The organism is Candidatus Mesenet endosymbiont of Agriotes lineatus (assembly GCF_964019585.1).
Classification (GTDB): domain Bacteria; phylum Pseudomonadota; class Alphaproteobacteria; order Rickettsiales; family Anaplasmataceae; genus Mesenet.
In genome coordinates this window covers 1,357,119-1,377,924 of the sequence record NZ_OZ026454.1, presented here as the reverse complement: position 1 = coordinate 1,377,924, position 20,806 = coordinate 1,357,119, and the positions used below count along the sequence as shown (strand labels likewise).

The following is a 20,806-nucleotide window of genomic DNA, read 5'->3' as shown; positions in this document are numbered from 1 at the left end:
GTAAAGATTAAGTAAGTGGGGGGATAAAAGAGGTAACTAGTGTTACCTCTTTAAGTAACTTTGGCTTTAAGCTTATGATGATTATGCTATTTCTTTTGCATCTGCAAAAACTTGACCTGCTTTCACATCTTTGAGGGTTGTACTTTCATCTGCACTTGCTACAAAATTAATTCCAGCTTTTAGAGTTTGATTACTACTTTCCAACTCCTTATTTGCCTTGCTTGTAGTACGATAAAGCGTAAGATAAACTATACCAGCTATTGCTGTTAAAGCACCAACAACTGCAGTATAGTAGAAAAGTTTTTCACTTCCAAGCTTACCTACCATTTCACCAGCTTTTTCACTAAAGTGAGAAGCTACTTGCATCGCAACCACAACAACTGCAGATGCAAATACTATACCAGCACCAACATGTGGTAAAGCATATGCAAAATCTTTAGCCTTTTGGCCTGGTTTCAATTTTTGAATAATTTTAGATACTTTCATTTTAACTCCTTATTAATAAATTAATATTATAATGTTAATCCATATTTTTAATTAAGTCTATAAAAATATAATATTTATTATAGTTTTTTGATACTTAAATGTTATATTAATTAGTTCTAATCTTAATTTATATGGCTCAATTAACTGTAAGAGAAGCTCTTTGTCAGGCTATACAAGAGGAAATGAGGCAAGATCCTTTAGTGTTCATTATGGGTGAAGAAGTAGCAGAATATGAGGGAGCTTATAAAGTCACCAAGGGTATTTTAAAAGAGTTTGGTAGCGAAAGGGTGATAGACACTCCAATAACTGAACATGGTTTTGCCGGGCTGGGGATAGGTGCAGCTTTTGCTGGGCTCAAACCAATAGTGGAGTTTATGACTTTTAATTTTGCTCTGCAGGCTATGGATCAAATTATCAATTCTGCAGCAAAAACAAACTATATGTCTGGAGGACAGCTTGGTTGCCCTATAGTTTTTCGCGGGCCAAACGCTTCTGCTGCACGAGTTGCTGCTCAACACTCACAATGTTTTGCTTCTTGGTATTCCCATATTCCTGGCCTTAAAGTCATTGCACCTTATTTTGCTTCTGACTGCAGAGGCCTTCTAAAAGCTGCAATTCGTGATCCAAACCCTATTATATTTTTAGAACATGAAATAGCTTATGGTCATGAGCATGAAATTTTAGATTCTGAACTATCAAATAATCATTATACTGTAGAAATTGGTAAGGCATCAGTGCTTAGGCAAGGAAATGACGTAACTATTACTGCTTTTTCGCTAAAAGTGAAAGATGCACTAGAAGCAGCAGATATACTATCAGCTGCTGGAATTGATGCTGAGGTTATCGATCTTAGGACCTTAAGGCCACTGGATACCAACGTTATTATAAATTCCGTACGCAAAACAAGTAGACTTGTTAGCGTTGAAGAGGGATGGGGATTTGCTGGAATAGGGGCAGAGCTTGCTGCTCTTATGATGGAGGAAGCGTTTGATTATCTAGATGCACCGGTTGCGCGTGTTGCTGCCAAAGATGTACCTTTGCCGTATGCAGCAAATTTGGAGTACAAAGCGCTGCCACAAGTTGAGGATATAGTAAATGCAGCAAAACAAGTATGTTTTAGACAAAGGTTTTTATGAATATAACGCAAGAGATAGAAAAAAAAATAAACAGTGCAATCAATGCTCACTATATTAGTGTTATTGATGAATCTAGCGATCATGCTGGACATCACTTTGTTTCACAATCTGCAACTTCTCATATTAAATTGATAGTTGTTTCTGATGATTTTAGCAATATGACCTCTTTAGCTAGGCACAAATTGATATATAAAATATTAGAAGAAGAAATAAAGCTAATACATGCAATTTCCCTTAATCTATATACACAAGATGAATATCGATTAAATAAATGAGAAATTTTGTTTTATGCTATCTATTTTTTTAATTCAAAAAATGTATAAGATAGTGTTATTTCCTCTACGTCAGATGTTTCTGGATCTGCTGCAATTTCAGGATCTATAAAAAAAGATACTGGCATGATTACTTTCTTTTTTGGCGGCAATACTTGCTCATTAAAACAGAAACAAGCTATTTTATTGAAATATTTTCCAGCCTTGTAAGGTGTGACGTTATATACAGCCATCGCATTCATAGCGCTATTAGATAGATTCTCCACATAGTAAAACATAAGTTTTTGCTCTCCTGTCCTCACATCAGTATAGCTCAGCTCTGGTTTAAAAATCCATGGCAGGCTGGGCATTACATCAGCATTGAAATAAACTTTTATTTTTTTACTTTTTATATCTTTTGTCAGCTCAAGAGATTTTACTTTTTTTGTCGTCCCACCATAACCTGTTACTTTGCAAAAAGCTTTATATAACGGTACAGAGGCATAAGCTAAAGACAACATAGATAAAACTAAGAACAATAAAGAAAGAACAGTGTGGCTTTTTCTTTTAAGATTCACTTTTTTGCTTATAAATTTTATCCAACATTAGTGCTGCAGCGTTTTGCTCTGCCAGCTTTTTATTACTAGCACAAGCAGATACTTCTCCATATTTTTCTACGTATACTGCAATATTAAAATTTGGTTTATGTGCTGGGCCAAACTGCTCTACTACTTTGTAGACAGGTATGGGCAACTTCTCACCCTGGACTAGTTCTTGCAATATCGTTTTTGCATCTTGAGGAGGGACTAACATATTCTTAGCAAGAGGTTTCCAATACTTTGAGATAAACTTTTTTACAGCTCTTATTCCTGAGTCCAGATATATTGCTCCTATTAAGGCTTCTAACGCATTTTCAAGATTTCTTAAGTTAGATTCACCACCACTTTGACGCTCACCTTCAGCCATAATGATAAATTTTCCTAAATCAATTTGACCAGCAATTTCCCCTAAAGTTAAACCACATACTAAAGCAACTTTCTTTTTAGCTAAAAAACCTTCGTTATCTTCAGGAAAAAGCTTAAATAGCATTTCAGAAACAACCATGTTTAATATACTGTCACCTAAAAACTCTAGCCTTTGGTAATTAAAGGCTCTATTTTCATGCTTACGCCCAACACTTGGGTGGGTTAGGGCCTCCTTTAGTATTTTATCGTTTTTGAACTTATAATTAATAATCTCACTGAAATCCATATATGAGTATGTTATTACTTAAGTTTTATTGTAACATAAAGATTATTATTCTGGCGCTTTATAAGCAGTGCCACAGATTCTTTATCTTCTTTTTTTACTTGTGTAATTATCCTCTTAAACTCATCAATATTTTTAACTTCATTCTGGTTTATGTGGGTAATTACATCACTTCTTCTTATACCTTTAACATAAGCACTACTTTTAACATCAACGTTTAGTACAACAACACCATTGACCCCATCATTTTCTCTTTTGAATTCATTTGACAAATTTGAAACAGTAATTCCAATATAGTCAAAATATAAATCGTCTTCTTCTTTAGCAAGGTTCTCATCATCTTGAATCTTGCCTACCTTTACTGTGATACCAACTACCTCACCTTTTCTGTATAGCTTTACATTAACTTTTTTACCAACTTCTGCCCGAGAAACAACTTGAGGCAACTGAGACATTCTAGTAACCTTCATTTCGTTAAATTCGATAATTATATCACCAATCTTAATGCCAGCCTTGTCAGCAGGACTACCTTTTATAACTTCAGCAACTAACGCCCCTTGTGTAGCCTCTAGCCCTAGAGAATCAACAATTTCTTTTGTGACTGCTTGAACTTTTACTCCAACCCACCCATGTTCAACTTTCTTGCTTTCTTTTAATAACTTTATCACCGGTTCAACAATAACTGAAGGAATAGAAAACCCAATACCTACATTACCTCCAGAAGGAGAGAAAATAGCAGTATTAATGCCTATAACCTCACCATTCATATTAAATAACGGCCCACCAGAATTTCCTTTATTAATAGCAGCATCAGTTTGAATAAAGTCACTGACAGTACCAATATTAATATTACGAGCTATTGCAGATACAATTCCAGTACTTACAGAGCCACCCAGCCCAAAAGGGTTACCTATAGCTATAACACGGTCACCAACTCTTGCTTTATCAGAGTTACCAAACCTCACAAACGAAAGTTTCTTATCAGTATCGATTTTCAACACTGCAAGATCAGTTTTTGGATCTTTCCCTAAAATTCTTGCTTTATTTTGAGTATTATCATTAAGTGTAACTGTAACCTCTTTTGCGTCAGCAATAACATGGTAGTTAGTTACAATTATTCCACTTTCATCAATGATGAAGCCAGAACCTAAAGATATAACTTCCTTGTTTACATCTTGATTCCTATTCATAAAAGGTTCTATTCTTTCAAAAAATTCTCTAAATTCCTCAAAGAGTGAACCACCTGGTAATTGTGGGAACCCTATGCTTTCATCTCTAACTATCTGCTCAGTTGAGACATTGACTACAGCAGGAGCAAGCTGCTCAACCAGATCAGCAAAACTCTCATAATAAACATCATTAGATGACTTCTCTTGAAATTTTTGTTCATCTACTAATGGTATATTTTCTTCTATTGACATATACTTTTTAGCATATGCAACATTAGTAAAAATAGTAATACTCACTATCAATAAGAGTAAAATTTTTCTTCTCATAAGATTACCTTTGCTCCTTGTTAAAGAGATGTAAAAAATCATTATTTGGTGATAATATCATTTTTGTATTAGAGCTAGAAAATGCATTTTTATATGCTTGCATAGAGCGATAAAAACTAAAAAATTCTTGATCAATTACAAGTGCAGTATTGTATATTTTTGCCGCTAATGCATCACCACGTCCTCTTATTTCTTGCGCTTCTCTAATTGCATCTGCAATAATGATCCTCTTTTGTTTTTCAGTTTCTGATCTAATTTTTTGAGCGCTCTCCTCTCCTTCTGCTCTAATTTCTTTTGCCTCCTTTTCTCTTTCAGTTTGCATTCTACGGAATATTGCAGCACTATTCTCTTCTGGAAGATCTAACCTTTTTATCCTGACGTCTATTACATCTACACCAAACTTTTGAGACTCATTACTAACCCCTTCTTTAATAAGATTAATTACTTCTGACCTTTCTGAGTTTAGTAAATTTACAAGTGATATAGTACCTACTTTCTCTCGAACGTTTGCTTCAATAATAGAACCTAAACGTATTGCCAATCCTAACTCAGTTTTTACAGTCTGATAAAACAGTACAGGATCAATTATTCTATACTTTGCATAAGCGTCAGCAATAAAACGTTTTTGATCAAAAGTAATAATTTCTCTCGAACTATAATCAGAACTAATATCTATTATTCTCTTATCAAAAGAGACAATATTCTGTATCAACGGCAACTTAAAATATAAACCACTTGAGTTTATTTTTCTTGCTACCTTTCCAAATTGCAGCACTATAGCCTGCTTTTCTTCACTAACTATAAAAATAGAATTTGATATAGTAAAAAAGAGAAGAAAGCAAAAAACAACGCTAACTATTTTAATAATATTTTTACTCATATACATTACTTATTAGTATTTTGAATGTTTGCAAGTGGTAAGTATGAAAATAAACCTTTTAAATCATCACTAACAACAACTTTTTCAGTATTATTTAATATACTCTCCATAGTTTCAATATACATTCTATTTCTTACCCCTGCTGGTTGATCTTTATACTCATTATATAAAGCAATAAATCTCCTAGTGCTACCTTTTGCGTTGTCAACCACCTCACTTTCATAAGCTTCAGCATCCAACTTAATCTTTATTGTTTCACCCTTAGCTTTAGGCATAATATCATTACTATAAGCATATGCTTCATTTATAATACGCTCTTTATCTGCACGTGCACTCTGAACATCCCTAAAGGCACTAATAACTTTTTCAGGAGGGTCTATTTTCTTAAGTTGTACAGATAATACTTCAACTCCCATTCTATACTGATCAAGTATTTCTTGTAATAAAATTTTAGTATCCTTAGCAATAACTGCTCTTCCTTTTCCTTCTAAGGCAAAAGAGATCATATTTCTACCTATCACCTCACGCATAGCACTTTCTGCTGCACTTTTTACTGTTGCTCCCGCCCTATAATCTCGTACATTAAATAAGTATTCGTAAGCATCTCTTACTTGCCACTGCACTTCAAAATTAACGTTAACTATGTTCTCATCTCCAGTTAGCATCACACCTTCACCACGATCCACATCCTTATTATACCCGTAACTACTTGAGCCAATTTCTTCACGATTTACTTCCTTCACGTTAACTTTTATAATTCTACCTATAGGGTAAGGAAAATTATAACGCAACCCAGAACTACCAACACTACTATACTTACCAAAGATCAACTCTATACTTTCTTCCCCAGGCCCAACAATATAAAATCCTGTAATAATGTAGATTATTAAAATAATAAGCACAATAAATGGGTAAAGATTAGAAGTATTGCCTCTAAAGAAAGAATAATATGCATTTTTTATTATGAGGATTACCCTTTCAAGAGGATCTTGGTTATTATTGTGAGAAAAATTGACTTTTTTATACTTTTTATCATTTTTCCAAGGATCCTGGCCATCAAACATAATTAAATTTAAAATTTATAAAATAAAATCTTAACACGTACATGATTTGATATCAATATAATTTCAATTCAAAACTTAATACTTTGGAGTTAATAAAAATTGAAAATATATTTTTCGACCTTATCACAAATAGTAGCAATATCTTTTTTTATTGACTATACAGCATTTCTCTCTCTTTGTCATTATGTGTAATAACGTTAACTAGTATTTCTTAGGTCATCAGTTTATTATATAATGAGTTTTGTACCTAAAAAGCTAATTTATTTACATAACCCCATATAAGCAATGCACTTGCTTATGTTATTAGGATCGCTTTTTAATCTACCTTTTTTCCTTATTTTAGCCTTTCCTCTCTAATTGCTTTTAACTATTTTTCAATAGATTATACTTTCTTCTGTCTCTTGTTATTTTTAGTATTCTACATTTTAATTTGTTCAGCAATTTAGTTTGGTGATTAGGAGGATTCTTTCCAAATTTTAGACTATATACAACATATTTTTACTGTGACTATCTGCTGCATCACAGCATTTTTAGCTTTTTTCTTAAGCGGAATTAGTATAAGTATGAAATTATAGTTGCTGTAGTCAGTGTAAAGTAGGGGAATAAAATTTGTTAATCGTTTGACTAGAATTTTTTATGTTTTATCTTAAAAGTTGTAAGAAAAAATACCTATTCGCTAATTTAGGTTATAAGTCTATACTGAAGAACGATTCATGTAAAAATTACTTATGTGTAATAAAAGAACGCAACTAGTTTTATCTACTACTTGTTTTCACTTATGCTACTCAGTTTGTGTTTAATACTTATGCTTCTTTAAAAACTTTCTTGTTTTAACCTTACAAACTTCTTTATTTTAGCAATTGCTTGCTCTTCTATCTGCCTTATTCTTTCTTTTGATACGTTATATCTTTTACTTAATGTTTCAAGTGTTTCATTCTTACCATTAAGATGCCTGCTGGTTAAAATATCCCTTGCTCTTTCATTAAGAGTAGAGAGAGCAGCGTTTAGAATATTGCTTCTTAGTTGTTGCTCCTCTTTTTGTACACACACTGTTTCTTGATTTGGCTGATTAGATGCAATTATGTCCTGTAATTCTCTGTTGCTACTATCGCCTGTAAGAGAATTTAGTGATTTATCTCTATACATTAACCTATCATTCATTTCAATAACATTCTGCTCTGATACAGAACATTCATCGGCAATTAACTTAACCTTTTCTTTACTTAATGTACCATTTTCTGTGCAGCCTAAGATCCTCCTTTTTGTTTTTCGCAAACTAAAAAATAGCTTTCTCTGTGCTTGGGTTGTGCCAATTTTTATAAATGACCATGATTTGAGTACATATTCTTTTATTGATGCTTTAACCCACCATATTGCGTAAGTTGAAAAGCGAAAACCAAGATTAGGGTTAAACTTCTTTACTGCATGAATTAGCCCAATATTGCCTTCCATTATCATTTCCATGAGTGAGAGACCATAGTTTTTAAATGTCATGGCAATTTTTACCACAAAACGAAGATGGCTAGTGATAAGTTTATGAGCAGCTTTCATATCATGATTATCGTACCAGTTTTTTGCTAGCTTTATTTCATCTTCTTGAGATAGCATAGGAAATGCTTGCACCTTTCTCATATATTGTACAATATCACCATCGATATGAATAGAAGTTTGTACTTCTGACATTAACATAATAAACTTCTCCCTTTAAACTACCCAAAAACAATTTGACTATCATTATATTAACAAAACTAAAGAATTTCAAGTCTTAATAAATAAATTGATATTTTTATATATTACAATATACTTCTACCATTATTAACCTTTGTTTAAAAAAGTGTTGCGTATTATATCCGGTAAGTACAGCAGCAGGAAAATTGAAACTGACGAGTCTCTAGGCGCAAGACCAACTATGGCACAGGTAAGAAAAGCAATATTTGCTATTCTTGCCTATAGAAAATCATTAACTGGTTCTAATGTACTTGACCTTTTTTGTGGAAGTGGTTCTTTATCATTTGAAGCCTTATCTTTAGGTGCAAAGCATTCCTTCATGGTGGACTTAAACTATAACAATCTTCAATTGATAAAAAGAACTGCGGAGAATTTAAAGATAACAGATAATGTTACTTTAATTTGTTGTAGTGCTGATAGATTACCTAAAGCAGTAGCAAGATGTGATTTTGCTTTTATTACTCCACCATACAATAGTAGTTTTGTTGAACCAACTTTAGCAGGATTAGTAAATTCGGACTGGCTTACAGATGGAGCATTAATAATGCTTGAAATTAGCAAAAACGAGGAGTTTCAATTAGACAAAAATTACAACATAATGTTAAAACGAGTTTATGGTACAGCAAAGATAATTTTGCTTTCTAAAAATTCGTCTGCAAGCTAAGAATATATAACTTTTATACCGCAAGCAATAGACTCTTATCCTAGTCTTCCTTTTGTGTATTTGCTTTCCCTGTCCATTCCTTAAATTTTTACCCATAATTAAAAGGAAATACAGATGTATTAAGTGAGACTTAAGAATTTAAAATTTTTTGGCTTTTTAATCAAATTTAAGATTATTATTTTATATTTTAAAGTATACTTAATTTTTTGGATAAGGTTTGCTAAAGGATTTGATTAAAAGAAGTAAATACCTTGATGATGCAATTGAATGGTATTGCTATAAATATTTATTCTGCATAACAGAAAGAGCATGGCTAATATTGATGATAACTTTTACTTCTTTATGTTTATGCACAGTATTATTAAATCTGTATTTATTGTTTCCATTAAAAAAAGATTTTATTTTCGTTAAATATACTGAACGTAACAGCGATGAATTCACTGTTTTAAAGAAATTAAGTTTTAGTAATGAGGAGAAAGAACAGGTCTCTCTATCTAGGTATTTAGTTGGAAAATATGTAGAAACATATGAATCATATGATTATGATAACCTAGAATATCAAGTGAATTTTATTGAAAATAACTCTGCACGTAAAGTTTACCTAAACTTTAAAAAGAACATGAATTCTGCTAGCATGACAAGCCCAATACTAAAATATAGGCTAGGTACCAAACGAGTTATAACCGTTCAGTCGATAAAATTATCATTTGATCCTTTAGCTTATTCTAGTAATGCTATTGTAACTTTTAAAGCACAAGAAATGAATAAAGAAGCAGTAATTAATACTACATTTAATTCAGTGGAATTAACCTTCACACTTTCAAACATAAAAGTAAGTGCAGCAGGTGTAATACCCTTAAAATTTACTGTTAATGAGTATCAATCTATTCAAACTATTGTTGCCGAACGTTGACTCCACACAGTAAGCTAATTAATATAAATATATTTACTAAATATAAATGAAATATGAAACTGATATAGTAATAATTGGGGCTGGTCCTATTGGGATATTTGCAGTTTTCCAGGCAGGAATGCTAGGTATGAGGTGTCATGTAGTTGATATCTTGCCTGATATAGGTGGGCAATGCAGTGCGCTATACCCAGAAAAACCTATATATGATATTCCAGGATATTCAGTGATTACAGCACAAGGTTTAATTGATAACTTAACTGCACAAGCATCACCATTTCAGCCTACTTATCATCTAGGAGAGAAAGTAGTAGAAATCTTGGATGATAATGAAACTAACTCTATGACTATAGTGATTGAAACTAAACACTCGAAAAAAAAAATAACCTGCAAAGCTGTTATAATTGCTGCTGGTGGTGGATATTTTCAGCCAAATCGCCCACCACTAGAAAATATCTTAGATTATGAAAATAAATCAGTTTTTTATAGTGTAAATAAAATATCTGATTTTGAAGGCAAACAAGTTGTAATTGCAGGTGGGGGTGATTCAGCTGCTGATTGGGCAGTTGAACTATCTAAGGTAGCAAAAAAAATTTATGTTGTGCATAGAAGAAAAGAATTTCGTTGTATATCAGAGACGGCAAAAAAGATAAAATCACTTGCAGAGCAAGGTATAATAGATTTAGTTACACCGTATCAGTTAAATAAACTATTTGGGGAAAATGGTAAGTTGAGCAAAATTTTAGTAAAATGTATTGGCTCTGAAGAAGAAAAACTGCTAACTGCAGATGTTTTGCTACTATTTTTTGGACTGTCAATGGAGCCTGGTCCCATACTAAATTGGGAAATAGAAATAAAGTACAAACATGTAGTTGTTGACCCAGCAACTTGTAAAACTAGCCGTGATAGAGTGTATGCAATTGGTGACATATCAACTTATCCTGGTAAATTAAAGCTCATATTAAGTGGTTTTTCAGAAGCTGCCATGGCCTGCCATGATATATATAAAATTGTTTTTCCAGGCTTACCTTTAAATTTTCATTATTCAACTTCAAAGGGTATACCACAAATTATTTAGCTCAACAAAGAAGTAGTTTCTATATATGCTAATGTAAATTACACAATGCATAAGCTTAAAGCAGGATTAAGGTGCTGTTTTAAACGTTAAAAACATTTTTCGTTTGTGCTACTAGTTCTTCTACTGTTTTGATTGATTTAGTGAACTGCATTTTCTCTTCGTCAGAGAGCTTTACCTCTATAACTTTTTCAATACCATTTTTACCTATGATTGCAGGTACGCCAATAAATAGATCATAAATACCATATTCACCATTTAAATAAGCAGCACATGGAAGAATACGTTTTTGATCTTTTAGATAAGACTTAAGCATACAAACGGCAGATGAAGCAGGAGCGTAATAGGCAGATCCAGATTTAAGTAACTCTACAATTTCTTTCCCTCCATTACGGGTACGCTCAAATATTTCATCAATTTTCTGTTTTGTAATCATCTTCATATCAATAAGGTCAGTTAAAGGAATTCCGCAGACTGCAGAATAATGAACCAAAGGCAACATGGTATCGCCGTGCCCACCTAAAACAAAAGCAGAAATATCTTTGACTGAAACTCCCAATTCTTGTGCAAGAAAATAAGAAAGGCGAGCTGAATCTAGAACTCCAGCCATCCCTACTATCATATTTGATGGTACATCAGTAACTTGCTTCATTACCCAAACCATAGCATCAAGAGGGTTGGTTATAACTATAATAAATGCGTTGGGAGAATATTTTTTGATATTTTCTCCAACTTCTTTCATGACACTTGTGTTAATGCTCAGCAGATCGTCACGGCTCATTCCCGGCTTGCGCGCTATACCTGCAGTGATAATGATTGCATCTGAATCTTTTATATCCTCATAGTTATTGCTGCCAATAATGCTTACATCAAACTTATCAATAGCTGAAGATTGGGCAAGATCAAGCGCTTTACCTTGTGGTATACCTTCGTTAACGTCTAAAAGAACAACATCCCCAAATTCTGCAAGAGCAATCATATGCGCTAAAGTTCCGCCAATATTGCCAGCACCAATTAAAGATATCTTTTTACGTCTTACTGTCATAACTACTTTTATAAAAGATCAGCTCTGTAGTAACATATTTGCCATAATTTAGCTAATAAATTTTTGCCTTTAGCTCCAAACCAGCATCTATTCCTATCTTTTCAGCATCTTCTACATGTGAAAGACGTTCAGTAAAGTGTACATTTTTACCTTGCTCATCAGCTAACATGCACCTTAGATACAATTGATTTTCACCCTGATACTCAGCTAAAGCAGCAAGTGGAGTAAAGCAAGAACCATTAATTGTCCTCATAAAACTACGTTCTGCCTTAATTTGCATAAAGGTTGCCTTATGATTTATTGCCTCTAGCATTTCTATAACTTTAGTATTATCTGCAGAACATTGCAGACATATAGTTCCTTGGCCTACGCTGGGTAACATTTTTTTTGTAGGTAACACCTCTTTTGTGAAATTATGTTTTTGCAGTCTGATCAGCCCAGCTTCGGCAAGTATCGTTCCATCAAATTGTTCTAATTTTTTTAGCCGTGTTGTCACGTTGCCATGCATAGGCATTATATTCAAATCAGGTCTTAATTTTTGTAATTGTACTTTTCTTCTTATTGCAGAAGTGGCAATAGTAGCGCCATATGGAAGAGATAATATATTTTGATATTTATGTGAAACAAAGGCATCATAAGGACTACATCTTTTCAAAATGCAAGGTATTGTCAAGCCCTGTGCAAAAAATGCAGGTACATCTTTAAGGGAGTGTACAGCAATATCTATGTTTTGAGAGAGCAGTGCATTTTCAATCTCTAAAGTAAATAGCCCTTTTCCACCAATGCTAGATAAAGCTACATTAGTATTTTTATCACCTGAAGTTTTTATTGTCACAATTTCTATGTTAAGGTTAGGAAAATGGCTAAGTAACGACTCTTTTGCTTCCATGGCCTGGATAACTGCAAGCTCACTACCTCTTGTACCAATCTTAATTAACATTTTTTATAAAATTACAAATTGTAATAATTTGCAAATTCAACTGGATGGATAGCTAACTCTTTATCTTTGATTTCGCTTTTTTTTGCTATTATATATTCATTAATTTGTTCCTCAGTAAAAACACCACCCTGAAGTAAAAACTCTTTATCATGACTTAGTGCATCTAAAGCACTTTGCAGAGATTGAGAAGCAGTATTTTTTTCAAACTCTGATTGCTCATCCAAAGCTTCACCGGGATGAATTTTATTTTTTATACCATCAAGACCAGCCATAAGCTGCACAGCAAAACAAAGGTATGGATTAGCGATAGCATCAGGAAAGCAAACTTGAACTACCTTGCCGCTATATGGTATCTTAACTGTTGCCTGGGCGGAATCAGCAAAGGAATATCCCAAATGTAAAAGATTAGCATAACTATTTGTTGTGGGCTTTGCAAAAGCACTAATTGCTTGTCCGTGCTTTATGATACCACCAATATAATACAAACATGTTTCTGATATATTTTGATAAAAAAACAAATTCTCATTGTTCTTCCATAAAGACTGACTGCAACGCATACTACTTCTCTCACATCCTTTTATCGGAAAAGGCATAAAAGTTATAGTTTTGCCATATGAACTTGCAACATTGCGCACTACATACTTGAACTTTTGTATATTATCAGCACTACGTAAAAATTCCTCACACTCAAATTCAACTCCACATTTAGAAACACCTTGCAAATAGTGTGATAGAGGTTTTATCCCTACTTCAGACATCATTTCTAAAATTTCTGACCTTATGTCATGCAGCTGATCGTTTGGAGAGGTCATTATATCTTTTAACTCATGCATTTCATCATATTGCTTTTTATTTGGGTTATTTTCTCCTATTAAGTCTAATTTTAAATACGAAGAACACTTACTGGTGTGATATTTTACACTGTCAAAAATATAAAATTGCATTTCAGGGTTGAAATATGCTTGATCCGCGATATTAGTACTAAGCATATGTTTATATGCTCTTTTTGCTATTGATCTAGAATCATACTTGTGCTCTTTGCTATCTTTATCCATAATATCACACAAAATTACAAGTGTTGCTTGTGCACAAAATGGGTCGAGAAAGGCAGTAATTAAATCCGGTAATAAAATTACATTTTCATATACATATCTGTTAGCTACAAAAGAACCATCAATTGGTATTTCATTTGCCAATATAAGCTCAATTTTATTTGAGTCTGCTTTATAAGTTTTGTGATACCAACTGCCAAACAGATCAGTAAAACGAAAATCAATAAATTTTACTGAATTTTGTTTTATTAAATTGAGCACATCATTGACAATAGAAAACACGAGTATTTCTTGAATAAGAAGATGTTTCTAAAATACCGATAAACATCTTGTACTGCAATAAAATTGATTTTTAAAAATTACAATTTAACAAGCTACTTAAGTAATATAGTATAAATTCATAAATGTATAAAATTCAAAAATGAGTAATACTTTAACTAAAGCTAAAATAGTGGAGATAATTAGCAATCAAATAGGTTTATCTAGAAAAGATTCACTGGAAATAGTGGAAGATATAATAAATGAGATAGGGTTAATTCTTGCAAAAGAAGGAGTACTAAAAATCAACTCTTTTGGTACATTTAAAGTTAGTAAGAAAAAAACAAGAATTGTCCACAATCCTAAAACCTCAAAGGAAGTATCAATTAAAGAACATAACATTGTCTCATTTCGCCCTTCAAAAGTTGTAAAGGATCTTATTAATAAGAAAAAAACATAATTTAAATAAATATTATTAAGTAAACCTATCTAAATCTATTGCTCCAAAAAGAGCATTAATTTTTTTACTTGCAATCTCATCTGCAACTACAGCTGGTCTTACCCCTGTCACAATGAGGAGTTAGATCTGGATAAAAGGTAGTTTGCTGCTTTTTTTGACAAAAACTGCCTTATTTCCATCTGGTAAATCATATAACTTGCTTTTGAAAAGCTTTTAATGCTTTGGTTGCTAAAATCAAGATATCTTTGGCGTGCCAATTGTAATCATATCCGCTTTGACACTTAGTTTTTACTTTTTTTCTGGATTCAAAAAATCAATTCCAAAAGTGTATATTGGATGTTTCACTTCTTCTTTAGGGCATTTTCTGTAACCCCAGCCCACCCTTTTCTTGAGCTTCAAGATATCTACCTACAAAGTGCATTCCCCCAAGTTTACTTCACCACAAAATACATGTCTAAAGGTATTATGACCAAACCAGATTATTATCAGTTCTTTTTTGAATGTTGTAATATCTGCGTTAGGTGTAATTATTTGATGATCCAGTTCATCATATATTGAATCCACTTCAGCTTCATAATTAGTATCATTTAGTACAGACATAAATTCTAGGTATCAACTACCATAAACCTTAATTATCAAACTCATTTAACTCAGGTATGGGAGGTAATTTTTCAGATTCTTTTGTTTTAAAAAATGGATTGAACTTATATTCACTACTGTAATTCTACTGTGATCACTGAATATTGACCTAGCAAAAGAGTTATTGAGTACTACCGCTATTAATAAAAAACCTACTAAACCTAATTTTCTCATTTTCTTAAAATTAACTTTTAATATTATAAATAGGTTTGAGAAAAAAGTATTTTTTTAATTTATGATAACTGATGTAGTTGAGTTTACTAAAAAGTTGATTTCTTTGCCGAGTATTACGCCACAGGATGCTGGTGCTATAAATTTTTTAAAAGAAGTCTTAGAAAAATATAATTTTGATTGTCATTGTTTGGATTTTAGTAGTGGCAACGTTACAGTGAAAAATCTTTACGCAAGACTTGGTAATAAGTCTCCAAATTTATGCTTTGCTGGACATACTGACGTTGTGCCGCCAGGGGACATAAAACAATGGACGTCAGATCCTTTCAAACCAGAAATACGCAATGATATTCTCTATGGTAGGGGTGCAGTGGACATGAAAACCACAATTTGTGCGTTTATTATAGCTGTTTTAGAATTACTAAACGAAAGATACAAAATTGATGGTTCAATTAGTTTAATAATTACAGGTGATGAAGAGGGAGATTTTAGTGATTATGGTACAAAATCTGTTTTGAAGTGGATGAGGCAAAATCAGCAAGAAGTAGATCATTGCATAGTTGGAGAACCAACAAGTAAAGAAGTTCTTGGTGATACCATAAAAATAGGTAGTCGTGGCTCAGCAAACTTTAATCTGAAATGTTACGGAACACAAGGACATGTTGCCTACTCACAATTTGCCGACAATCCAGTTAGCAGAATGATGCTTATGCTACAAAGAATAAAAGATTCTGTGCCTGACCGTGGTAGCGAATATTTTGATTCTTCAAACTGTGAAATTACAACCGTTGATGTTGGTAATGATACTACTAACATAATACCTGGTCTTATAACTGCACGATTTAATGTAAGATATAATGATTATTATACTCCAGATACCTTGTTTAAACTGATAGATAATATCTGCTCTGAAGTGACAAAAAAGTATGAATTATCAATGGATAAGGGGAGGGAGGTATTTGTGATAACTCCTAATCAGTACACTGATATGATGGTTAACTCCATTAAGAAAATAACAGGGGTTAATGCAAAATTCAGCACTTCTGGCGGGACTTCTGACGCTGCATTTATCAAAGATATGTGTCCAGTAGTAGAATTTGGTTTATTGAACAAAACTGCTCACAAGATAGATGAAAACGTTGCTGTAGATGATATATACAAAATTACACAGATTTATAAAGAATTTATAAAGAATTTTTTTGAATTGAGAAAAACTATAAAATAACTTCTCGATTTTCTTTTTTAAAGACTGCACATATCTCTTTACAATAAAATGGTACACTTGTTCCTACTATTCCTAGTGCAAAACCTAATGCAGTCCCTAGAATTATCCACCATGAACTTTCTGAAAGATTTTTTACTATTAAACCTGAAATAATTCCTCCTATGATACCTCCTAGAACTATAAATATAGATAAAATAGCAACTTTTGATGCACTTTTTTGCCATAAATTGGCCATAAGTCCTACATCTTCTGCTCTGCGATATGGGTTATATTGCAATTCCTGCCCAAATATTCTTTCCCCCTCACGTATGTGCCTTGATTGTTGTAAATGTATTAAGGACTCTTGCAAGCTTTCTGACCCCCATAACTTTAAATTAACTATTTTAGTTAAGTAAAATTAAGTCATTAAAAAGTCAAGTGTTTACATAGCTTAAGACTGTGATATTAATAAATCTCCTGTCATTTCTTTAGGCTTATCTATATTCAATAATCTTAGCACTGTTGGAGCGATATCACATAAGCGCCCATTCCTTAATTTTATTTCTTTTTTTGGATTTGTGCAGACTACAAATGGTACAGGATTTAGCGTATGAGCAGTGTTTGGCATAGAGCTTTTTTCATCAAACATATCTTCAGCATTGCCATGATCTGCAGTAATTACAAGCGCTGTATTACCTATTTTTGAGGTAGCATCTAGTATTTTTGCTAAACATTTATCAACGGTTTCAATTGCTTGTATAGCTGCATCTATGTTACCTGTATGGCCGACCATATCAGCATTGGCATAATTAACTACTATTAATTTAAACTCTTGCGAATTAATATGTTTTATAAGCGACTCAGTTAGTTCAAAAGCAGACATTTCTGGTTTTAAGTCATAGGTTGCAACTTTTGGCGATGGAATAAGCACTCTCTCCTCTCCTAAAAAGGGATCTTTTCTACCACAATTAAAGAAAAATGTCACATGGGCATATTTTTCAGTTTCAGCAATACGTAGCTGCTTAAATCCGTAATGAGATATAACTTCACCAAGCGTATTGTTAAAATCAGCAGGAGGAAACAGGCACGGAATGCCTAGGTTATACTCTGTCATGCCAAGTATTGAAGAAAATTTTATGGGCTTACATATCTCTATTTTGCCAAGTAAAGCGCTTGCAAGTTGAATTACTCTATCAGCACGAAAATTAGCAATTAAGACGCCATCTTCTTCGTTGATACCACTGTAATTATTACCTATTACTGCTGGCTCGATAAATTCATCAGTAACGTTGTGTTTGTAGCTTTCATTTATAAGTGAGATAGTATTATCATAACGTATCCCTTGGGCAAATGCTGTTGCGTTATAAGCCTTAGCTGTGCGCTCAAAATTGCTATCACGATCCATGCCGTAATAACGCCCACAAGCTGTGACTATCTCAACATTGCTAAGGCCCTTTATATCATTCTGTAGTGTTGCGATATGCTCTATAGCAGATTTGGGTAAAGTATCGCGGCCGTCAAAAAAAGCATGAATGGCAACTTTTATACCTGCGCTAGATGCAATTGTTGCAAGTTTAGAGATGTGTTTTTGATGAGAGTGTACTCCCCCATCAGATACAAGACCTATAATATGACAGGTACCGTTTTTTTTGCCTAAGTCATTTATAAAATCCAACAAAACTTTATTTTCTTTATCGATTTCTTCGTTAATACGCTGCAGGCTCTGCATCACTATTCGGCCACTACCAATGTTCATGTGTCCAACTTCTGAATTACCCATCTGTCCTTTAGGAAGACCGACGTCTAATCCACTGGTAGATATTCTAGATATTGGATAGTTTTGAGTAATAAAATTCCAGCAAGGTTTAGATGCACTGCTAATAGCATTGTATTTGCCATCTTTTGCATTTCCCCAACCATCAAGTATGCACAAAACAACTGACTTAATATTCCCTAAAAATTGCATTATTTGTTTAACCTACGTTCTTCTCTTTCCAAATCTCTTTTCTTAATTGTTTCTCTTTTATCATAAAGTTTTTTACCCTTAGCAACGGCAATTTTTACTTTAGCTATCCCTTTGTCATTAAAATATAGAGATAATGGTATAATTGTAATACCGCTCTCTTTTACTTTGCCAATTAGTTTGTTGGCTTGCTTTTTATGTAGAAGTAGTTTACGTGCTCTTTTAGGACTATGGTTAAAGCGGTTTGCAGGTTTATATTCTGAGATGTGCATATTGTTCAGCCACATCTCCGAGTTTTTCTCACTGACGTATGCATCAGACAAATTAACTTTCTTCTCCCTCAGTGACTTTACCTCGCTTCCCATTAAAATTATCCCTGCTTCTAACTCTTCTAAGATAAAAAAGTTAAATCTGGCTTTTTTATTTTCTATTATTATTTCCATTTATTACTAGATATTCTACTTAACTATCATTATAGCTATGGTTTTTACTATATAAAATGTCTTTATTGTAGCATTTGTAAAATAATTGATTTTTTAGAAAAATGTATTATAATTTTTATATGTAGTAAATATAAATGGATAAATATGAATGAAGATACAACACTACATAATCTAAAAGATAAATGTCTTTCAATTGATGAAACATTAAATGAGATCTCAAAAGATTTGATAGTACTAAATACAGAAAGAAACGAGCAGGAAATGAAAGAGTATTTAGATAAGCTAATAAATAAATATGAAACATTATGTGGAACACTACAAGAGATAGGTGAAGATCTGAAAAAATTAAGTACAAAAAGAAATGAACATGAGGTAACACAGTATTTAGATGACCTAAAAGATAAACATAGCAAATTAGAAAAAGCATTAAAAACGCACAAATCTTCTCTCCTTACAGCACAATCGTATGTTGAAGAACCTATTAAAGGATTAGATAAAACAGGAATATTAGATAATGTGATGGATCAATATAAAAAATTAAGCGAAGAATACAAACGGAGTTGTCTAACTAGTGATGTTATAATGTTGAAAACTAAGATATCAGAGTGTGGTAAAAAAAGAAATAGTTTTTTAAAGAGTATACAAAATACCATACTAAATTTATGGAATAGCTTTATTAGTTGTTTTTGTTTTAGTACTGATACAAGAGAAATGTCTACTCAGAGCTATGAGGGCAAAGAATCAACAGAAGATGTAAAGAAGGGAGTTAAAGAAAAATTAGATTTAAGGGATAAAAAAGTAGATACTTCAAGTAAGTGTAATACAGAATTAGAAGGAGCATCTGTTGACTCGGAAGGACAATCTGGAAGACTTAATGAACATCAGAGATCTTCGTAATAATTTAAGAATCTGTTTATGATATTAAAGTTATGCTACCTTTATAGATAGTTGTTTAGTTTTTATTAAAGCCTAAAATTTTAAACTATACAAATTTCATCCAGATTGGGTTTTTAATACTTTTTAAAAGCTCTATGTGAGCATTGATCTCTTCTTGACTCAAGGGAAAATCCCGTGGTTTATAATATTTTTTACTCATTGAACAGTCATTACCTTCAGCAGTTTGGTCTCTGCTTTGCTTTGCATTGTGAAAGAAAGAAATTTGCAGACCTCCTGTCATTTCAACATATACTTTTGCTAGTAGTTCTGCGTCCACCAATGCTCCGTGAACTTCCCTGCTTTCCAGTGAAATATTAAAACGTTTGCACAATGCATCTAAAGAAGCGGGAGAGCCCATAAATTTTCTCCTTGCCATGCTTAAAGTATCGATTACTCGACTAGAAGAAATGGAGCCATGATTTAGTCTGCCAAGCTCCATATTGATGAATTTTACATCAAATCCCGCGTTGTGTATAACGAGTGCACTATCGGAGGTAAAATCGATAAATTTTTGTGCTATCTCTTCAAATACTGGTTTGTCTTTGAGCATCTCATCTGTAATACCATGGATTTTTGTGGAATGATAGGGAACGTCCCTGCAAGGGTTTATATACTCATGAAAAACAACCCCACTACGAACCTTGTTTACAAGCTCCACGCACCCTATTTCAATAATTCTATGTCCAGAGTCAATATCAAGACCTGTAGTTTCTGTATCAAGCACTATTTCACGTAGTTTACTCACAACTTACCATGT

Annotated in this window: 23 protein-coding genes; 8 read left to right on the top strand and 15 right to left on the bottom strand. The window is 32.8% G+C overall.

Annotated features, from left to right (window positions below; all coding sequences use genetic code 11):
- Window positions 1-81 precede the first annotated feature (81 nt).
- Window positions 82-486: a hypothetical protein gene (locus tag AACL19_RS06535; RefSeq protein WP_339045678.1), complete on the bottom strand. Its 405-nt coding sequence runs from the start codon at window positions 484-486 to the stop codon at window positions 82-84.
- Window positions 487-617: 131 nt separating this feature from the next.
- Here AACL19_RS06535 and AACL19_RS06530 point away from each other — a divergent pair, with 131 nt between their 5' ends.
- Window positions 618-1,622 (top strand): pyruvate dehydrogenase complex E1 component subunit beta, encoded by a 1,005-nt coding sequence (locus tag AACL19_RS06530; protein WP_339045677.1) that lies wholly within the window; start codon window positions 618-620, stop codon window positions 1,620-1,622.
- Complete coding sequence (locus tag AACL19_RS06525) at window positions 1,619-1,897, top strand: BolA family protein (RefSeq protein WP_339045676.1); 279 nt, start codon at window positions 1,619-1,621, stop codon at window positions 1,895-1,897. The genes AACL19_RS06530 and AACL19_RS06525 overlap by 4 nt, the downstream gene beginning before the upstream one ends.
- A gap of 20 nt (window positions 1,898-1,917) precedes the next feature.
- On the opposite strand, the gene AACL19_RS06520 is transcribed toward AACL19_RS06525, so the two are convergent.
- The 6 genes from AACL19_RS06520 to rpoH form a co-directional block, all read right to left on the bottom strand.
- Window positions 1,918-2,394 carry a cytochrome c oxidase assembly protein gene (locus AACL19_RS06520; RefSeq protein WP_339045675.1) on the bottom strand — a complete coding sequence of 159 codons (477 nt, stop codon included), beginning with the start codon at window positions 2,392-2,394 and terminating at the stop codon, window positions 1,918-1,920.
- A 46-nt stretch (window positions 2,395-2,440) separates the two neighbouring features.
- Window positions 2,441-3,124, bottom strand: a complete 684-nt coding sequence (gene rnc / locus AACL19_RS06515) for a ribonuclease III (RefSeq protein ID WP_339045674.1) — start codon at window positions 3,122-3,124, stop codon at window positions 2,441-2,443.
- A gap of 14 nt (window positions 3,125-3,138) precedes the next feature.
- On the bottom strand, window positions 3,139-4,617 hold the full coding sequence (locus AACL19_RS06510; RefSeq protein WP_339045673.1) for a Do family serine endopeptidase: 1,479 nt from the start codon (window positions 4,615-4,617) through the stop codon (window positions 3,139-3,141).
- A gap of 4 nt (window positions 4,618-4,621) precedes the next feature.
- Window positions 4,622-5,497: a protease modulator HflC gene (locus AACL19_RS06505; protein ID WP_339045672.1), complete on the bottom strand. Its 876-nt coding sequence runs from the start codon at window positions 5,495-5,497 to the stop codon at window positions 4,622-4,624.
- Window positions 5,498-5,502: 5 nt separating this feature from the next.
- Window positions 5,503-6,561: an FtsH protease activity modulator HflK gene (hflK, locus tag AACL19_RS06500; RefSeq protein WP_339045671.1), complete on the bottom strand. Its 1,059-nt coding sequence runs from the start codon at window positions 6,559-6,561 to the stop codon at window positions 5,503-5,505.
- Window positions 6,562-7,374: 813 nt separating this feature from the next.
- Window positions 7,375-8,250 carry an RNA polymerase sigma factor RpoH gene (gene rpoH / locus AACL19_RS06495; protein ID WP_339045670.1) on the bottom strand — a complete coding sequence of 292 codons (876 nt, stop codon included), beginning with the start codon at window positions 8,248-8,250 and terminating at the stop codon, window positions 7,375-7,377.
- A 145-nt stretch (window positions 8,251-8,395) separates the two neighbouring features.
- Between rpoH and AACL19_RS06490 the strand changes: the two genes are divergently transcribed.
- The 3 genes from AACL19_RS06490 to AACL19_RS06480 all read left to right on the top strand — a co-directional run bounded on the left by AACL19_RS06490 (window position 8,396) and on the right by AACL19_RS06480 (window position 10,941).
- Window positions 8,396-8,953: an RsmD family RNA methyltransferase gene (locus AACL19_RS06490; protein WP_339045669.1), complete on the top strand. Its 558-nt coding sequence runs from the start codon at window positions 8,396-8,398 to the stop codon at window positions 8,951-8,953.
- A gap of 229 nt (window positions 8,954-9,182) precedes the next feature.
- Window positions 9,183-9,866, top strand: coding sequence for a VirB8/TrbF family protein (locus AACL19_RS06485; RefSeq protein ID WP_339045668.1), 684 nt, complete (start codon window positions 9,183-9,185; stop codon window positions 9,864-9,866).
- A 46-nt stretch (window positions 9,867-9,912) separates the two neighbouring features.
- Window positions 9,913-10,941 (top strand): NAD(P)/FAD-dependent oxidoreductase, encoded by a 1,029-nt coding sequence (locus AACL19_RS06480; protein WP_339045667.1) that lies wholly within the window; start codon window positions 9,913-9,915, stop codon window positions 10,939-10,941.
- Window positions 10,942-11,020: 79 nt separating this feature from the next.
- On the opposite strand, the gene mdh is transcribed toward AACL19_RS06480, so the two are convergent.
- From mdh to AACL19_RS06465, 3 genes are read right to left on the bottom strand one after another with little or no spacing between them, the layout of a single operon-like run.
- Window positions 11,021-11,983 (bottom strand): malate dehydrogenase, encoded by a 963-nt coding sequence (gene mdh / locus AACL19_RS06475; RefSeq protein ID WP_339045666.1) that lies wholly within the window; start codon window positions 11,981-11,983, stop codon window positions 11,021-11,023.
- A gap of 52 nt (window positions 11,984-12,035) precedes the next feature.
- Window positions 12,036-12,923 carry a hydroxymethylbilane synthase gene (gene hemC / locus AACL19_RS06470; protein WP_339045665.1) on the bottom strand — a complete coding sequence of 296 codons (888 nt, stop codon included), beginning with the start codon at window positions 12,921-12,923 and terminating at the stop codon, window positions 12,036-12,038.
- Between the two features lie 11 nt (window positions 12,924-12,934).
- A complete protein-coding gene (locus AACL19_RS06465) occupies window positions 12,935-14,236 on the bottom strand; it encodes a glutamine synthetase beta-grasp domain-containing protein (protein WP_339045664.1) in 1,302 nt (433 codons plus the stop codon).
- Window positions 14,237-14,396: 160 nt separating this feature from the next.
- Between AACL19_RS06465 and AACL19_RS06460 the strand changes: the two genes are divergently transcribed.
- Complete coding sequence (locus AACL19_RS06460; protein WP_339045663.1) at window positions 14,397-14,693, top strand: HU family DNA-binding protein; 297 nt, start codon at window positions 14,397-14,399, stop codon at window positions 14,691-14,693.
- A gap of 408 nt (window positions 14,694-15,101) precedes the next feature.
- Here the strand turns inward: AACL19_RS06460 and AACL19_RS06455 are convergent, their stop codons facing one another.
- Window positions 15,102-15,293, bottom strand: coding sequence for a hypothetical protein (locus tag AACL19_RS06455; RefSeq protein WP_339045662.1), 192 nt, complete (start codon window positions 15,291-15,293; stop codon window positions 15,102-15,104).
- Between the two features lie 274 nt (window positions 15,294-15,567).
- Here AACL19_RS06455 and dapE point away from each other — a divergent pair, with 274 nt between their 5' ends.
- Window positions 15,568-16,728, top strand: a complete 1,161-nt coding sequence (gene dapE / locus AACL19_RS06450; protein ID WP_339045661.1) for a succinyl-diaminopimelate desuccinylase — start codon at window positions 15,568-15,570, stop codon at window positions 16,726-16,728.
- Here the strand turns inward: dapE and AACL19_RS06445 are convergent.
- From AACL19_RS06445 to smpB, 3 genes are all read right to left on the bottom strand, one after another.
- The gene (locus AACL19_RS06445; protein WP_339045660.1) at window positions 16,718-17,077 is read right to left on the bottom strand and encodes a hypothetical protein; all 360 of its coding nucleotides are present in this window, start codon (window positions 17,075-17,077) and stop codon (window positions 16,718-16,720) included. The two genes, dapE and AACL19_RS06445, sit on opposite strands and share 11 nt — an antisense overlap.
- An 81-nt stretch (window positions 17,078-17,158) precedes the next feature.
- A complete protein-coding gene (gpmI, locus tag AACL19_RS06440) occupies window positions 17,159-18,673 on the bottom strand; it encodes a 2,3-bisphosphoglycerate-independent phosphoglycerate mutase (RefSeq protein ID WP_339045659.1) in 1,515 nt (504 codons plus the stop codon).
- On the bottom strand, window positions 18,673-19,113 hold the full coding sequence (gene smpB / locus AACL19_RS06435) for an SsrA-binding protein SmpB (protein ID WP_339045658.1): 441 nt from the start codon (window positions 19,111-19,113) through the stop codon (window positions 18,673-18,675). Before smpB ends, gpmI begins: the two co-directional genes overlap by 1 nt.
- A 144-nt stretch (window positions 19,114-19,257) precedes the next feature.
- Here smpB and AACL19_RS06430 point away from each other — a divergent pair, with 144 nt between their 5' ends.
- Entirely contained in the window at window positions 19,258-20,010 is a 753-nt protein-coding gene (locus AACL19_RS06430) for a hypothetical protein (protein ID WP_339045657.1), read from the top strand.
- A gap of 85 nt (window positions 20,011-20,095) precedes the next feature.
- On the opposite strand, the gene dnaQ is transcribed toward AACL19_RS06430, so the two are convergent.
- Entirely contained in the window at window positions 20,096-20,794 is a 699-nt protein-coding gene (gene dnaQ / locus AACL19_RS06425; protein WP_339045656.1) for a DNA polymerase III subunit epsilon, read from the bottom strand.
- Window positions 20,795-20,806: the final 12 nt, after the last annotated feature.

Bases quoted from the DNA above. Each gene is read 5' to 3' on its own strand.
- gpmI (WP_339045659.1), bottom strand. From the start codon at position 18,673: ATGCAATTTTTAGGGAATATTAAGTCAGTTGTTTTGTGCATACTTGAT.
- AACL19_RS06480 (WP_339045667.1), top strand. From the start codon at position 9,913: ATGAAATATGAAACTGATATAGTAATAATTGGGGCTGGTCCTATTGGG.
- rnc (WP_339045674.1), bottom strand. From the start codon at position 3,124: ATGGATTTCAGTGAGATTATTAATTATAAGTTCAAAAACGATAAAATA.
- hflK (WP_339045671.1), bottom strand. From the start codon at position 6,561: ATGTTTGATGGCCAGGATCCTTGGAAAAATGATAAAAAGTATAAAAAA.
- AACL19_RS06535 (WP_339045678.1), bottom strand. From the start codon at position 486: ATGAAAGTATCTAAAATTATTCAAAAATTGAAACCAGGCCAAAAGGCT.
- AACL19_RS06455 (WP_339045662.1), bottom strand. From the start codon at position 15,293: ATGTCTGTACTAAATGATACTAATTATGAAGCTGAAGTGGATTCAATA.
- AACL19_RS06530 (WP_339045677.1), top strand. From the start codon at position 618: ATGGCTCAATTAACTGTAAGAGAAGCTCTTTGTCAGGCTATACAAGAG.
- mdh (WP_339045666.1), bottom strand. From the start codon at position 11,983: ATGACAGTAAGACGTAAAAAGATATCTTTAATTGGTGCTGGCAATATT.
- AACL19_RS06505 (WP_339045672.1), bottom strand. From the start codon at position 5,497: ATGAGTAAAAATATTATTAAAATAGTTAGCGTTGTTTTTTGCTTTCTT.
- AACL19_RS06520 (WP_339045675.1), bottom strand. From the start codon at position 2,394: ATGTTGTCTTTAGCTTATGCCTCTGTACCGTTATATAAAGCTTTTTGC.
- AACL19_RS06430 (WP_339045657.1), top strand. From the start codon at position 19,258: ATGAATGAAGATACAACACTACATAATCTAAAAGATAAATGTCTTTCA.
- hemC (WP_339045665.1), bottom strand. From the start codon at position 12,923: ATGTTAATTAAGATTGGTACAAGAGGTAGTGAGCTTGCAGTTATCCAG.
- AACL19_RS06525 (WP_339045676.1), top strand. From the start codon at position 1,619: ATGAATATAACGCAAGAGATAGAAAAAAAAATAAACAGTGCAATCAAT.
- rpoH (WP_339045670.1), bottom strand. From the start codon at position 8,250: ATGTTAATGTCAGAAGTACAAACTTCTATTCATATCGATGGTGATATT.
- smpB (WP_339045658.1), bottom strand. From the start codon at position 19,113: ATGGAAATAATAATAGAAAATAAAAAAGCCAGATTTAACTTTTTTATC.
- AACL19_RS06460 (WP_339045663.1), top strand. From the start codon at position 14,397: ATGAGTAATACTTTAACTAAAGCTAAAATAGTGGAGATAATTAGCAAT.
- dapE (WP_339045661.1), top strand. From the start codon at position 15,568: ATGATAACTGATGTAGTTGAGTTTACTAAAAAGTTGATTTCTTTGCCG.
- AACL19_RS06510 (WP_339045673.1), bottom strand. From the start codon at position 4,617: ATGAGAAGAAAAATTTTACTCTTATTGATAGTGAGTATTACTATTTTT.